The sequence below is a fragment of the Roseburia inulinivorans DSM 16841 genome (assembly GCF_000174195.1).
Taxonomy (GTDB): Bacteria; Bacillota; Clostridia; order Lachnospirales; family Lachnospiraceae; genus Roseburia; species Roseburia inulinivorans.
Genome location: NZ_ACFY01000021.1, coordinates 39,889 through 56,117 on the forward strand (window position 1 = coordinate 39,889; position 16,229 = coordinate 56,117).

Annotated in this window: 13 protein-coding genes; all 13 read left to right on the plus strand. The window is 38.0% G+C overall.

Features of this window, described 5'->3' with window-relative positions; genetic code table 11:
• Positions 1-4 precede the first annotated feature (4 nt).
• The 13 genes from ROSEINA2194_RS01850 (at position 5) to ROSEINA2194_RS01910 (ending at position 16,222) form a co-directional block, all read left to right on the plus strand.
• The gene (locus tag ROSEINA2194_RS01850; protein WP_007882709.1) at positions 5-415 is read left to right on the plus strand and encodes a hypothetical protein; all 411 of its coding nucleotides are present in this window, start codon (positions 5-7) and stop codon (positions 413-415) included.
• 89 nt (positions 416-504) lie between these two features.
• Entirely contained in the window at positions 505-1,377 is an 873-nt protein-coding gene (locus tag ROSEINA2194_RS01855; RefSeq protein WP_007882710.1) for a DUF2971 domain-containing protein, read from the plus strand.
• Positions 1,378-1,437: 60 nt separating this feature from the next.
• A complete protein-coding gene (locus tag ROSEINA2194_RS01860; RefSeq protein WP_044926913.1) occupies positions 1,438-2,667 on the plus strand; it encodes a glycosyltransferase family 2 protein in 1,230 nt (409 codons plus the stop codon).
• A 401-nt stretch (positions 2,668-3,068) separates the two neighbouring features.
• Positions 3,069-3,332, plus strand: coding sequence for a hypothetical protein (locus tag ROSEINA2194_RS01870; protein ID WP_007882721.1), 264 nt, complete (start codon positions 3,069-3,071; stop codon positions 3,330-3,332).
• On the plus strand, positions 3,319-4,236 hold the full coding sequence (locus ROSEINA2194_RS01875; protein WP_007882722.1) for a KAP family P-loop NTPase fold protein: 918 nt from the start codon (positions 3,319-3,321) through the stop codon (positions 4,234-4,236). The genes ROSEINA2194_RS01870 and ROSEINA2194_RS01875 overlap by 14 nt, the downstream gene beginning before the upstream one ends.
• Positions 4,237-4,264: 28 nt before the next feature.
• On the plus strand, positions 4,265-4,435 hold the full coding sequence (locus ROSEINA2194_RS20805; RefSeq protein ID WP_007882724.1) for a hypothetical protein: 171 nt from the start codon (positions 4,265-4,267) through the stop codon (positions 4,433-4,435).
• A gap of 303 nt (positions 4,436-4,738) precedes the next feature.
• Positions 4,739-6,319: a P-loop ATPase, Sll1717 family gene (locus tag ROSEINA2194_RS01880; protein ID WP_044926916.1), complete on the plus strand. Its 1,581-nt coding sequence runs from the start codon at positions 4,739-4,741 to the stop codon at positions 6,317-6,319.
• Positions 6,320-6,405: 86 nt separating this feature from the next.
• Complete coding sequence (locus ROSEINA2194_RS01885; RefSeq protein ID WP_007882727.1) at positions 6,406-8,103, plus strand: AAA family ATPase; 1,698 nt, start codon at positions 6,406-6,408, stop codon at positions 8,101-8,103.
• 23 nt (positions 8,104-8,126) lie between these two features.
• Positions 8,127-9,716: an AAA family ATPase gene (locus tag ROSEINA2194_RS01890; protein ID WP_007882728.1), complete on the plus strand. Its 1,590-nt coding sequence runs from the start codon at positions 8,127-8,129 to the stop codon at positions 9,714-9,716.
• 26 nt (positions 9,717-9,742) lie between these two features.
• A complete protein-coding gene (locus ROSEINA2194_RS01895) occupies positions 9,743-11,158 on the plus strand; it encodes a Wadjet anti-phage system protein JetA family protein (protein WP_007882729.1) in 1,416 nt (471 codons plus the stop codon).
• Positions 11,159-11,183: 25 nt separating this feature from the next.
• Positions 11,184-11,798 (plus strand): DUF4194 domain-containing protein, encoded by a 615-nt coding sequence (locus ROSEINA2194_RS01900; protein WP_007882730.1) that lies wholly within the window; start codon positions 11,184-11,186, stop codon positions 11,796-11,798.
• Complete coding sequence (locus tag ROSEINA2194_RS01905) at positions 11,767-15,015, plus strand: ATP-binding protein (protein WP_007882731.1); 3,249 nt, start codon at positions 11,767-11,769, stop codon at positions 15,013-15,015. The genes ROSEINA2194_RS01900 and ROSEINA2194_RS01905 overlap by 32 nt, the downstream gene beginning before the upstream one ends.
• Positions 14,996-16,222, plus strand: coding sequence for a Wadjet anti-phage system protein JetD domain-containing protein (locus ROSEINA2194_RS01910; RefSeq protein WP_007882732.1), 1,227 nt, complete (start codon positions 14,996-14,998; stop codon positions 16,220-16,222). Before ROSEINA2194_RS01905 ends, ROSEINA2194_RS01910 begins: the two co-directional genes overlap by 20 nt.
• Positions 16,223-16,229: the final 7 nt, after the last annotated feature.

The window sequence follows — 16,229 nt, forward strand, 5'->3', positions numbered from 1 at the left end:
AATAATGAACAATATTTTAATGAATGTGTGTGGTATATTAATAGACATTCATGAAAAGGAACTAGCATCGGAAGAAAAAATTAGTTTTTTTACAGGGTGTTCAAATTTTCAGAGTATCTATGAAAAGTACAATACGGTACGTTTTTTGCTGCGTCGAATGGAACTTGGATTTGAAAAAGAAAGTTATGCAGAACTTAGAAGTGCAGCGTTATGTGAAGAAATTTCATGTGAGGCTTTAGTGGAAATTGTACTCCATGCTGTTGTGGATAAGGCAATTGTAATGCAGGGGTTAGAAAGTATTTATCTAGAAGCTGGAGCAGAAAAGAATGCACAAAAATGCCGGCAAATTTATGAACTTGTATGTGCTAAACCTTTGCCAGTAGCATATTGCCAAAAAAATGATGAATGCTGTTAGAGTATATTGGAAATATAGCTTTAGAGGCAAAATTTTCATTGAAGCACGAAAAATGTTTTATAGAACGGAATGGAGAAGGGAGTTAGATTATGAAAAAGAAGAAGTATCTTCAAATTGATGAAAAATTTTTACCTTATTTACGAGAAAAGGGATGTAATCATCGTTCTTACAAAATGTATAGTACGATTGATATAGTGAATTCAATTATAGAAAATAAAGCATTATATTTATCAAGTGGATATAACTGGAATGATAAAGTTGATAGAGAAAACTTTAATAATGATAAACTGACAATGCTGAATTTTGGACGTTGTTTCTCTTATTCCACTTCAGAAAGTGTAGCTATGTGGATGTTGTATGGTGGAATGAAGCATAGAGGAGCTATGATAGAGTTTGACAAATTTGCTATGCTAGAAATTTTTAATAATACTAAACAGATAGAGGTTGGATATTTTGAAGAAGGAGCATTTGTTTCATTAAAGACTTTGGGAAAAGATAAATTCAAAATACAGTTAATAGATGTTGTTTATGTTGAAAAGAAGAATAATGATTTTATAGTCAGAAGACCTGTGGGAGATATATGGAGCATTGGGACGGAGAGTAATATTTTTAATAATGAGAATTATTCGTTCGTTCATAAAAGCAAGGCATGGGATTATGAACAAGAATGTCGTTTGATTGTTTCAATCGAAAAGAAAAAACTTAAGGATTTAGCAGATTATAAAAAAATTCAAATGATTAAAATAGATATACAAGGAATTGATTGGATACATGTGCAAAGAATATATGCTCCTAATGTATTAAGTGAGGAAAAGGAAAAACTAAAGTCTAATGAATTCAAGGAAAGCATTTTAACGGATGAGGTTGAGCGGAAAAAGCCTGCTTATGGACAAATTAAAGAATTCGAGGATAGTATTTTAACCGGTGAGGTTGAGTGGGATTTATGTCTTAATTGCAAGTAAAGCATTATTTCCTGATTTTAATGATTAGCTATTTATGAATAAGATATAAAGGAAATATATATGAACATATCAGTTTGCATAATTGTAAAAAACGAGCAGAACAATATAGAACATTGCTTGAAATGTCTGACACCATATATGCCAGAAATCATTGTCGTAGATACAGGCTCAACAGACAATACAAAGGCGATTGCATCCCAATATACAGATAGAGTATATGATTTTCCATGGATAAATGATTTCGCAGCAGCTAAGAATTTTGCAATTTCCAAAGCAACAAATTCATATGTCATGGTGTTAGACAGTGATGAATTTATCGAAAGCTTGGATATTCAAAAATTGCAGGAAGAGTTGCAGAAACATCCATATCAGGTAGGACGTATTTTCAGAAGAAATGTATTTGAGCGGAATGGCATCCAACAGGAAAATACGGAGTGGATTAATCGGATTTTTTCAAAAGAATTATTTCATTATGAAGGTTGCATTCATGAGCAGGTAACCGCTATAAATGGCGAAGCTTACAAGACGTATCAGACACCGGTAGTGATTTTACATACTGGTTATGATTTGCCAGAAGGAGAACGCAAACAAAAGGCAGAGCGTAACATTATATTATTAAGGCAGGAATTACAGCGCCTGCTAATAGCTTTTTTACAAAAAGCAGATTTGTCTGATAATGCGAATAAGACATTTGTACCAGTTGAATCAGAGTATGATGAGAATCAATGCGTGAATAAGATTTTATCAATAATTGAAGCAGGAGATGATTTATCAGACACGTTACAGCATGAGGAGCAATTGCCATATATTCTGTATCAGTTGGGAAAAGGATATTATATGGCAGGAAATTATGCAGAGGCGTGTGTCTATTTTTCCTGTGCATTATCTTTTGATCTAAACCCAAAACTGGAATATGTAATTGATATGGTAGAAACATATGGATATGCATTGATTAACAATGGACAGGCTTCTGATACACTTTTCTTTGAAAGTATACAGAATGAATTTGGAAATACAGCGGATTTTCAATTCCTTATGGGACTTATCTATATGAATAATGCCAGATTTGGGGAGGCGGTTGCAGCCTTCTTGAAGGCGACAAAGTATAAAGAGAGCAGAAATGTTGGTGCAAACTCATATATGGCATTTTATAATATAGGTGTGATTTATGAGTGCCTTGGAATGACAGATAAAGCAAAGCAATATTATGAGATGTGTGGCGAGTATGGACCGGCGGAGGAAAGGTTGAAGGGATTTTGTTGTTCGGATGAGGGCAGTTCTGTTGTTTAATTATTATTTTCAGAAATATTTAAATGATAACAGTGACTGTACAGAGCTATTTGATATGTTTGCTTCAACAGATTCCGTTTTGGCACTTACAGAAAAAATAAATCATTCAAATACGAATTATAATTCTAGAAAGTCATTGTTTCTTATAGTGGCTCAAAATATTTCTAAGATTACAGCAAATCAACCAATTAATAAATACCTTGCTTCGAGAATTGAATTTTTGCAAAAATAAGACAAAAAAGAGATAGAGCAATTTTGGAACTATAAAAGTTATTCAGCAGGCGAGGAGGATATCTCACATATTCATGAACAGTATGGGGTATATTACATTTCCATGTATTACATGGATTTCTTCCAGTAACCGGCACTTCTTAAATTAAGTAATACAGCAGGAGGAAAGAATGAAGGCACTTGATTTATTAGCAACGGAAGAAAATATATATACAACATTTATCGATGATGCAATTGGTAGAGATGCAGATGTGTTTTCATTTGTATCATTTTTAAATTCTTTGGATAGTGGAAATGTAATTGCACTTAATGCTAGATGGGGTGAAGGAAAAACTTTCTTTGTAAAACAAACGAAGTTGGTACTGGAAGCGTTTAACCCATATTATGAGAATATTGAACATAGAGAAGAAATAAAAAAACATGGGAAAAACTAAGAAAAAACAGGAGATAGAAATACAACCGTTCGTAACAGTATATTATGATGCGTGGATGAATGACAATGATGAGGATCCAGTACTTTCCTTGGTATTGGCGATTTTGCAGGAAATTGATGGGCTGACAAGTCTGGAAAATGAAAGAGGAATATTGGATTTAGCAGGAAATGTATTGGATTGTTTTACAGGCAGAACAGTAAAAGGCGTTTTGGATTCATTGAGGGGAACACCTCCATTGGAAAACATAAAAAAAGCAAAAGATTTGGAATCGAAGATAGCTGCGTTTTTTGAATCTATATTGCCGGAACGAGGCAATAGAATGGTTGTCTTTATAGATGAATTGGATAGATGTAAGCCGGATTATGCTATTCACCTGCTTGAGCGAATAAAACATTATTTTGGGAATGAAAGAATAACGTTCATATTTTCTCTCAACATGGATGAATTGCAACATACGATACGTAAATTTTATGGTAATGACTTTGATGCATGCAGATATTTGGAAAGATTTTTTGATTTTAGAATAGAATTGCCTAAACCGGATATGCGTAGATTTTATGATGGCATAGGTTTGGAAAATGGTTCGTGGGTATATGAAAGTGTATGTAAGCAAGTTGTAGAGATGTTCAATATGGGACTGAGAGAAATTGCAAAGTTTTATAGAGTGGCAAAGACTGTTGCATATAAACCAACGCATAAGGAACATGACCAATGGTTATTCGCATTTTCAGATGGAACAGGTAGACAATTTTGCTTTTTATGTATTGTACCACTCATGATTGGATTGAACATGTGTGATAGACCTAGATATAATAAATTTATACAAGGGCGAGACGGTTCGCCGTTGATAGAGTTACTTAAAATTATAAGTGGGTTGACGGAATATGCTGATTATGAGATATAAAGGTGAATGCTTGGCTTAGAGATTGTTCATGTGCAAGAAGAAATCAATAATATTCGATGAAGGTGTTGTAAGAACAAGACTTCTTCCAGTGTTCAAATATGTTAAAGGACAAAATATTCCAGCGGAAGGAAAACTGGCGATATACATTCAAGAGCATAATTCTAATGAAAGAAAAGCTAGTGAACCTTTCCTGGTATAACCAAGAACATCGCTAGCTTTTCTCTTTCATGTTAAAGAACATTTAATGTTCTATGTTCTCTTAATTATTATATACACCGAACAAGGAATTGATTCTCTTGTTTGTCGGCTTGATTTATTATACATAAGAACAGAAGATACGTCAATCAAAATTTCCAATATATGAGAAAATTCATTTTAGGAAAAATATAAAGTTTTTATGGGAACTATTTCATTTGCGAATAAGATGGGTTATACTACTATAAACGATAATTAACTAAAAAGGTATGGAGTAACGACAGTTTTATGTTGGAGGAGTTTTGATTTGCCAGAAAGAAATACTATGAAAAAAATTCAGGAATTACAACAGGTAAAAGGTGATGCATACGATTACTACATTGCCGGAAATGAAGATACAGATCTGTTTGAAAAAATATTTTTGGTAGACGATATTGTAGAAGAAATTTGCAAACCGGATAAATATTTTTTGATTGGAGAAAAAGGATCTGGAAAAACAGCATATTCGGTGTATATGTCGAAATCTGATAAGATAAATAGTTTTTGTTCCATTTCACTTGTGGAAAATACGCTGTATCAGAGATTTCTTAATATGAAAAGACAGAAAGCATTGGAACTTTCAAGTTTCAAAGATGTATGGATTAATTTGATTTATTTGATTCTTGCAGAAAAGATCAGAAAAGAATATGGTGAGACTTTTTTCAGCAGCATTAAGTATAAACAATTATCGAAGGCAATAGATGTTTTTTATAGTGATGCTTTTAAACCGGAATTTGTGAATGCCTTTGAATTTGTTGACAATGCCTCTGCATCTATTAATTCGATGATGAAACAGGGGCTGTTTTCAACTGGAACTAAGGCATCTGCGGAAACGTCCCAGAAGTATGTGGAACAGAGTTTTCAGATTAGTCTTTTGAAGATAAGAGATGGTTTTGAAAAAGCATTTATGAGTGTTAATTTGAAAAAACCAACGATTTTGTTTGTGGATGGCATTGATGCAAGACCAAGAGATATTGATAATGAGCAGTATTTTGAGTGTTTGGTTGGACTGGTAAATGCAGTTTTAGAAATGAATCAATCATTCCTGAAAGAGAAACAGATCAAAATTATGTTGCTGATCCGACCGGACATTATGTATAAAATGCCAGTTCATAATATGAATCAGAAGCTTAGAAATAATTCGGTGTTGTTAAATTGGGTAACTTCTTATCGCAAATATATTGATTCAAAGTTATTTAAGATTGCAGACGATTATTTTATGAAGCAGCAGGATTATTCATATGAACTGGGAGAATGCTGGAATTATTATTTTCCATACAAGGTGGAATATCAGGAAAAATGGAAAGCACCAGATAATCCGTTTGTTGAATTCTTGAGGTATTCCTTATACAAACCAAGAGATATTTTAACCATGTTAAACGAGATGGTTGATGCAACAAGTGGTACGCAGTTTAAACATTCTGATTTTGAAGGTATTTTATCCAATTATTCGACGTATTTAAAAGGCGAATTGAAAGATTATATGTTAATTTATATGGATGATTCAGATTATAATAATTTTAGTATATTCTTTGATTATTTTCAGGGGCATAGAAATTTCAATTATAAATTTTTTGAGGAAAAACATTTAGAATATATAAAGTATTTAAGAGAATTAGGACGGAAGATTCCACCGTTTATGGAGACTGCGAGTGAAGCCTTACAGCTTTTATATGATACGAATATCATTTGTTATAAAATATATGAAACTTTGCCAAATGGCAAGCGGAAGAATAAAATGTTTTGGTCATATAAGGAACGTAATTATGCAAACATGCAGCCTGAAGTAAAGAAGGGCGGCGAATATTCATTTCATATGGCATATGCGAGAGCCTTTCGATTGTTTTAAAGTAAATATCATAGGATGATCACAAGGCCTTTAGATTATAATAAGTCTAAAGGCTTTCTTCAAAGATAGCAAAAAGGAGGCAGAATATGTCAGTGAATGTTGCGATTGGAGTGCAGGATTTTTCAACATTGATAGAAAACCATTATTTTTATGTGGATAAAACAGCCTTTTTGAAGGAATGGTGGGATAGTGGTGACAGTGTTACACTGATCACGAGACCAAGACGTTTTGGAAAGACGTTGACCATGAGCATGACGGAGCAGTTTTTCTCAATGGAATATGCGGGACGATCTGATCTGTTTGAGGAGCTGGAAATCTGGAATGACGAGAAATACCGCAATTTGCAGGGAACGTATCCGGTCATTAGTCTTTCATTTGCAAATATAAAAGAACCAACCTATGAATTGACACAAAAGAAAATCTGCGACCTTATTGCACAATTATATTTCAAATTTGATTTTATAACAGAGAGCAATGCTTTGATTAAGGAAGAAGTGAATCTGTATAAGAAAATCATGAATCATATGGACTATGTAGATGCTACGCTTTCGTTAAACTATTTATCAGGATTTTTATATAAATATTATGGGAAAAAAGTGATCATTTTATTGGATGAATATGATACTCCAATGCAGGAAGCTTTTGTAGATGGTTACTGGGATGAACTGGTGACATTTACAAGAAGTCTTTTTAATTCAACTTTCAAGACAAATCCGGCATTGGAACGTGGCATTATGACAGGCATCACACGGGTGAGCAAGGAGTCCATTTTTTCCGATTTGAATAATCTGAAAGTAGTTACAACGACATCTGATGAATATGCCACAACATTTGGTTTCACAGAGCCAGAGGTCTTTGAAGCATTGGGAAAGTGCGGATTAGACAGTGAAAAGAGCGAAGTGAAAAGATGGTATGATGGTTTTATTTTCGGGGAATATAAAGATATTTATAATCCGTGGTCAATTTTAAATTATCTTGATTCACAGCAGTACACAACATATTGGGCAAATACAAGTGCAAACAGTCTGGTGGCAAAATTAGTCCGTGAGGGAAACCGCAATATCAAGAGTAAATTCGAAAAGCTGCTTTGCGGAGAGTGTATATGGTCAGAAATTGATGAACAGATTGTTTATGATCAGCTCAACGGTAATGAGCAGGCAGTGTGGAGCCTTCTGCTGGCAAGTGGTTACTTAAAAGTCCTCTCTTATGAAAAGTACAAGGATATTCCGGAGGGAACTGAGCCAAAGTATCAGCTGGCACTTACGAATCTGGAAGTGAAACTGATGTTCCATCGAATGATTCATGACTGGTTCGCAATGGCGAGACCGGATTACAACGACTTTATTAAAGCAATGTTTGCCGGTGATGTGGATGCGATGAATGAATATATGAACCGGGTGGCCTTGCAGACATTCAGTTATTTTGATACCGGAGACAGAGCATCGGGAGCAGAACCGGAACGGTTTTATCATGGATTTGTGTTAGGATTGCTTGTTGATCTGCAGGACAGATATTATCTGAAATCGAACCGGGAAAGTGGTTTTGGAAGATATGATGTCATGCTTGAACCAAAGAACCCGGGAAAGGATAACGCAGTGATTCTGGAATTTAAAGTGCGCAGCACAAGAAAAGAAAAAAGTCTGGAAGAGACAGCGCAGTCTGCGATCACACAGATTCGGGAAAGAAAATACAGCGAAGAACTGAAAATGAAAGGAATTACAGAAGATCAGATTAAAGAGTACGGCTTTGCATTTGAAGGAAAGACAGTGTTGATCGTGGACTGATCGTCACAGCAAAGGAGGTCAAAATGGGACTTTATTTGAATCCGGGGAATGAAGAATTTCGAAATGCAGCGATTCATTCTAAAATATATGTTGATAAAACTGAGATGATTAAATTTACAAATTCACAACTTTTTGGTGAACATAAAAACATCTGTGTCAGCAGACCACGGCGTTTTGGAAAATCAATGGCAGCCAATATGCTGGTGGCATATTACAGCAAAGGCTGCGATTCGAAGGAATTGTTTGAAAATTTTAAAATAGCAGATGACAGCAGTTTTAAAGAACATTTAAATAAATATAATGTCATTCATTTAAACATCCAGCAGTTTTTGGGGCGGACAGAGACAATACATGAGATGTTGGAATTGCTTTCACGAAAAGTAACACGCGAATTGAAGCGGGAATTTGCAGATGTGACGTACTACGAAGAAGACTTAGTGTCTGTGATAGAAGAGATTTATGCACAGACACACAGCTTTTTTGTTTTTATTATTGATGAGTGGGATTGCATTTTCCGTGTAAAAGGGGAAGATACAGAAGCACAAAAATTGTATCTGAATTTCCTGAGAGATTTGTTAAAGAACCAGCCTTATTGCATTTTGGCTTATATGACCGGAATCCTTCCGATTAAAAAATATGGAGAACATTCTGCCCTTAATATGTTTGATGAATATTCCATGACCAATCAGCGTGAGCTGGCAGAATTTACAGGATTTACGGAGCAGGAAGTGCAGGAATTGTGCCCGCAGTATGACATGTCATATGATAAAATGAAACAGTGGTATGACGGTTATGATTTAAAAGGGATACAGATTTATAATCCGAGATCAGTCGTAATGTCACTTTCAGGACATGATTTTGACAGCTATTGGACCAAAACAGAGACTTATGAGGCATTAAAAAAGTATATCCAGATGGATATGTATAATTTGAAAGAACTTGTAACGAGACTGATTGCGGGAAGTTCTATTGAGATAAATCCAGATAAATTTCAGAATGATATGACTACATTTGCAAGTGCAGATGATGTCTTGACACTTCTGGTACATCTGGGATATCTGACTTATGATTTTGATACATGTACCGTTCATATCCCGAATCAGGAAGTACAGAAGGAATTTATTAATTGTATTGAAGATGGTGGCTGGGAACCGGTTATGGACGCAATCCGGAAATCCGAAGAGCTGCTTGCAGCCACAATCCGCGGTGAGGAAGAAACGGTTGCCCGGATGATAGAGAATGCACATCAGGAGAATACATCCATACTTGCCTATAATGATGAAAATTCATTGGCATGTGTGATCGCACTTGCGTATTATTCAGCGAAGAAGAATTATGTAGTATACCGGGAACTTGCCGGAGGAAAAGGATTTGCAGATATGGTGTTTGTTCCAAGAAAAACGACACAGACACCGGCAATCGTTGTAGAGCTGAAATGGAATCAGACAGCGGAAGCAGCAATCACACAGATCAAAAGAAAACAGTATGTCGAAAGCCTGAAGGATTACAGGGGCGAAGTGATACTTGTTGGGATCAATTATGAGAGCAAAGAGTTAAAGAAGGACGATTATAAAAAACATTCCTGCAAAATTGAGCGGATCACCATGGCATAATAGAGGGAAGGACAGGAGATTCAGATATGGATGACGTACAGGCACAGCAGACCAATCCATTATTTGGTATTATTCCAAAAGAATTTTTCACACCGCTGGCATCGCCGAATAGACTTGTATATTGGGACTGTCTGTGCCGGTTGTTTCAGGCAATGAGTGCACAGCTTTCCTTTGGGATCGAGAGAGAAATCCTTGTGGATGAATTACAGTTTTATTTTGAACAGAATCAGGCAGCGGAATTTGAGGAAGATGACATAAATGGCATGGATTCCAGAAAAAAGGCAAATGAGATGCTGCGCTTATTGGAGAAGTATGGCTGGCTTGAGGTTGAGACGGATAAGAGTTATGTGCAGAGAGTCAATTTTTATGATTATGCCGTAAAAGTCATGAAAACGCTTCTTGAGATTTCAGACGGACGAAAGGTAGAATATCAGGGCTATATTTATACCATTTACAGCCTTGTGCGGACCAATACGGATCATCCGGCGGTTGTGCTGCAACAGATCCGGGATAATACGGATATGCTGATTACAGGATTAAAGAATCTCAATTCAAATATCAAGCATTACATTGATGAACTGACAAAGCATAAGACCGTAGCGGAGATTATGAATGCGCTGTTTAATGATTATATTACGAATATTGTAGATAAAGCTTACCACAGATTACTGACTTCAGACAATGTGTCAAAGTTCCGGCCGGAGATTATAGAGCGGCTGGAAGCAAATGGGCATAGTTCACGTTATATCACAAAGACGTCGGAAGAGTTGGCAGCGATCCGGGAGATACCGGTCGGGCAGGCAGAAGAACTGGTATATCAGACATTGCATGAGATTGTGGAAGCGTTCCGGAATATGGATGATATTCTGGCAGAGATCAATTGGAAAAACACACAATACCAGAGAGCAGCAGTAAACCGTGCAAAGTTTTTGCTGGCAGGAACGGAAGATGTCAGAGGACAGATGAAAGAGATTCTCTTATATATTGGAGAGCAGATGGAACAGAGCCAGCTGGATCTGAATGGAATCTATGAGATCGAGTATCTGGATAATCTGGTGAGACTGTTCGGGAGCAGTTTTATTGATGAGAAATCATTTTACAGTCCGATCGAGGGAAAGAAAGAGTTTCATCCTCAGGAGCTGATAGAAGTAATGCCGGATGTGGAACTCCGGCAGGAAAAGCTCCGGAAGATGGCGGAGAAGATGCAGCGCATTTTAAGTCCGGAACGGATAGAGCGGTTTGTAGAAGAACAATTAGGAGACAGGGCAAAAATCTATGCGTCTGAGCTTCCGATGGAAACAATGGATGATTTTATCAGGCTGATCTATGTCAGACTGTATGGCTCCAGAAAAAAGATGCGATATCGAATTGAAAAGGCAGAAGGTGCGAATAAAATCAGTGGAGAGTTTGATTTCCCGGATTTTGCGATCATAAAACGCTGACAGCGCATAGCAGAGGGAGAGCAGAATGGATTTATTAAATGGCATGCTGCAGAAGGATCAGGATGAATTCCGCAGAATATGTAATAAACTGATTAATGTATGTTTTATATGCAGACAGAATCAGGCAACAAGAAGTGACTTCTATTTTATACAAAAGTACAAAGAAAAGTTTGAAGAATTACTTGGAGTACTCGGCTACAGATTAGAAATAAACGAAGAATATGGCGTTGTGCAGCTTACCAACGCCCTGAATACAAACCGGCAGAATTTAAAATTATATGAGTCCGTTATTTTACTCATATTGCGTATTCTGTTTGACGAGAAGAAAAGAGAATTGTCTGTGAGCGATGAAGTCATCGTGAATCTGGGCGATATTCAGGACAAGTTTTTAAGCCTGAAGATCCGTGACAAAATGATCGATAAGACGACGATGGGAAATGCACTCCGTCTGTTCCGGAGATATCAGCTGATTGAGTTGCTGGATTCGGATCTGAAAAATGAGGAGTCCAGAGTTTTGATCTATAATTCCATCCTGATGGCAGTGAGGGTAGAGGATATCAAGAGTGTATACGACAAAGTGGACAGTTATAGGAAAGGAAAATTAAAAGATGAAGAAACTGACCAGACTGAAGCTGATTAATTGGCATCGTTTCTCGGATGTCACGATAGATTTTGGGGACTCAACTCTGATTTCCGGCGAAAATGGAGCCGGAAAATCCACACTTTTAGATGCGATCCAATTTGTTGTGACCTGCTCCACAAATCATTTTAATAAGGCTGCCCATGAGAACGGCAAGAGAAAGCTGACCGGTTATATCCGGTGTAAGACCGGACGTGAAAATCATCCTTATGAGAGAACCGGAGAGATCAGTGCGCATGTCGCATTGGAATTTTATGAGGAGAGCAAGGAAAAGTATTTTGTCATCGGAGCAGTGATAGATTCGGCGACTGAGGGGCAGGAGACAGTCGTGCGTTATCTCATGGACAATGTGATGTTAGAGGATGAGATGTTTAAGATCGGAAACAGACCACGGACCATCACAGAATTCAGGTCGTTTAACAATAAAAACATCAAATTATTTGCAAAGACGAACGCAGAAGGCAAAAAAATGATCAAACAGCGTTTTGGAAGAATCGAGGATAAGTTCTTCCAGCTGATCCCAAAGGCGCTGGCGTTTAAACCAATTGATGATATCAAGGACTTTGTCTATTCCTATGTGCTGGATGAAAAAGAAGTCAATATTGACAATCTGCGCGAAAATGTAAGAAGCTATCAGGAACTGGAAAAAACGCTGGAGGGTGTGAAAAACAGAATTGAAAAACTGTCAGAGATCGAATGCCACCACAAAGCAGTGGTGGATTGTATACAATCTGACCGGATGTATGAATATTTTATGGCACAGTCGGATCTGGATCTGACCAAAGAACAGATCGGCGTTCTGCAGGATGAGATCAGGCGCGAAAGTTACCGTCTGGAACAGCTGAATGCAAAGTGCAGCAGCATGAAAAAGGAACTGGAGAATAAGGAGGAAGTCCGCACACTGCTTTTAGCGGAACTGAACGCCAACTCAGATTTCCAGACGTTGGAAAAGCAGAAAAAATATTTGAAAGAATTACAGGAAAAAGAAGAAATACAATATCAGGAAAAGAAAAGACTGTTAGAGAGCGGAAAAAAAGCAGGACAGAAAGTAAAAAGACTGCTTGAAATACCGGATGTGGATGAATGCATGAAGCAGTATGATGAGCTGCTGCACCGGCTGAAGGATACGGAGGACGTTGTTAGTGCGCAGGAACTGATTGACCGGGCGATCGCTTACAAGAAGCATATGAGTACAAAACTGCAGAGGAAAAATTTAGAGATTCAAAGCCGGCTGAATGAGATCGCAGCAGACCTGCAGGAGACAGAGCAGCGGATCAGTAATCTGAAACAGCACCGGTTTTCCTATCCCTCGGCAGTCGAGCTTCTGATGTCGCGTGTGGAGCAGGAATTGCTCAAGATCGGAAGGACGGCAAAGCCGAGGATTTTGTGTGAAATGTTAGAAATCACGGATGAAACATGGAGAAATGCAGTGGAGGGCTATCTGAATACACAGCGATTTTATGTGTTGGTAGAGCCGGAACATTTTGACATTGCCCTTGGTATTTACGAAAAACTGAGAAGAGAAAAGAAAGCATACGGTGTGGGACTGATCAATTCCGGCAAACTCGAGGAATATGACATTGCACCAGCAGGAAGTCTGGCAACAGTTGTGGAGTCGAAGAGTATTTATGCGAAGCGGTATGTGAATATGGTTCTTGGCAAGGTACATATGTGTAAGAGAGTGGATGAATTAAAACAGTATCCGGTTTCTATCACACCAAATTGCATGCGCTATCAGAATCATGTCGCATCTGCGATCAGACCGGAAATCTATACAACTCCATTTATCGGCAAGAATGCATTTAAAGTCCAGTATGAGCAGGCACTGCAGAAAAAGGAGGATTTAAACCGCCAGAAAATAGAATGCAAAGACCGTATGACACATATGGAAGCGACGCTGCAATGGCTCGAGTGGGATGATGATACAGATGTGAAGTATAGGATTACAATTGTATCAGAACTGAAAAGGACAGGACTTGAGATTGAAAAATGTGAGACGGAGATCCGGAATCTGCAGCAGAATACGACCATGATCGAAAAGCAGATCCGTGCGGATGAAATGCGGAAAGAGTGTGAGGAACTGAAAAGCCACATTTCAAAAAGTGACAGGGAAAGCGGAGCCTGCGAACTGAAAATAAGCAGTGCAAAAGACAGGCTTGTGGAGTGCGAGGATGAGTGCATACACAAGAATGAACTGATCACAGACATTGCCCAGAAAGCAGAAAACGAGATCGTGCTCTGGAAGAAAGAATACGAAAAACAGACCGGTGATAAGACATTAGAGCAGTTCCGGCAGAATTTTGACCGGAGACGTAAGGCGAATAATACAACAAAAGAGAATGCGGATAAGAAAATGACAAGTGCGATGTACGATTACAAAACGGCATTTGATTTTGGTGCAGCAGCTACGTTAGAAGCATATCCGGAGTATGCGGCAGTCCAGGAGAGACTGGTGAACTCCGAACTTCTGAATTATGAAGAAAAAGTAAGAAAAGCAAAATTATCGGCAGAGGAAGAATTCCGGGAACAGTTTTTATCCAAGCTTCAGGAAAATATGAAGCAGGCACAGGGAGAGTTTAAAGAACTCAATAAGGCATTGAAAGATATCACCTTCAGCAATGAAAGATATGAATTTTTATATTTGCCGAGCAAAAGCTATGGAAAATATTATGATATGATCATGGATGATTTTAATGTAGTGCAGGGAGAGTCCATTTTCAGCGGTCTGTTTCATGAGAATCATAAGGAAGTCATTGATGAACTATTTTCAAAGCTCGCACTGGATCAGGACAATGGGATCAAGGCATTAGATGAATTTACGGATTACCGCACCTATATGGATTATGATATTAAGATCACACATGAGGATGGCAGCTATTCTCTTTACTCTAAGGTTTGTGAGGAAAAGAGCGGAGGCGAGACACAGACCCCGTTCTATGTGACGGTAGCCGCATCCTTTGTCCAGTTGTACAATAATAATATCGGCGGAGAGGCAATCGGGCTGGTGATGTTTGATGAGGCATTTAACAATATGGATGATGAGAGGATCGGGGCAGTTCTTGAGTTTATGAACAGACTGCCGCTTCAGATCGTGATCGCAGCGCCGCCGGATAAAATCCAGTATATCGGTCCGAAAATGCAGGAGACATTATTAGTACTGACAGACGATAAAGTAAGCTTCGTGGAGGAGTATCGTTATGCATCCGGTCGAAAATAAGATATTGAATGATCTATTGGACAAATACGAAAACAGTAAGCTCTCCAGAGGAGAAAACCAGAGAGCGATCCATATTGCATTTCCGTTCAATAAGAAGACGATGCCAAAGTATTTCGATGAGAGCTCGCTTGAGATAGAAACCATTCACGCAGCCGCAGAACAGATGGAGCGTGAGGGACTGGTCGCAATCGCATGGAAAAACCAGAAGCCCGGATATATTATCGAGAAGCTTGTACTCTGTGAGGATCATGTGGAAGAGGCATATGAGAGGCTTGGCAGGAAGCCGAAGAGGGAAGCCGAGGCACGTACAAAACAGATTTTGGAGCAGTTTTATCAGAAAACGCAGGGTGAGATAACAAGAAGCTTTTTGTCCCGCATGATAACGCGGCTGGAAAGCGAACAGTCAGTAAAAGAATATCTCGACATTATGGATCACAGGAAAACAGAACAACTGATTGACACTTTAGATAAAGTAGAGCAGAACAGGAAAGAATGTTATATCAGGGAATTTTCCATAGAACATTTTCATGACAGCAAAGTATTCGAGACACTGATCCCAAAAATCTGTAAAATATTCCGGGAGGAAAATGAAGAACTGACAGGATTTGAAAATGAAGAAATTCTTGCGGAGTATCAGATTTATAAAACACCGGGCTATGTGTATATGAAGGGAAACGTACAGATTTACAGCGCCGGAAAGCAGGCTGCAGATATCAGTGCTTTCCCGGAAGGAATCGCTGTTGCGGTGGGGAGTGAGGAGGATACGCCGGATATCTGTCCGGATCAGACGATTGATAAAGTATTCACAATTGAAAATCTGACTTCTTTTTACCGTTTTAAACAGGAACACAGTCTGGTGATCTATCTTGGCGGTTATCATAACCACAGCAGACGAAATCTGCTGATGCAGATTTATCAGAAATTGCCGGATGCACAATATTATCATTTTGGAGATTTGGATGCAGGCGGATTTTATATTTTAGAACACTTGAAAAGAAAAACAGGGATCCCATTTCAAATGTTTCAAATGGACATTGAAACATTGAAAAAGTATGAGGATTATGCGAAACCATTGACAGAAAACGACAAAAAGCGGTTGATGCAGTTAGAAAAAATGGAGCTGCCGGACGAAGAGAGAAAACTCATCACTTATATGTTACAAAAAGGAATAAAGCTGGAACAGGAATGTATTTCCGAATCCCAGTAAGGAGCAT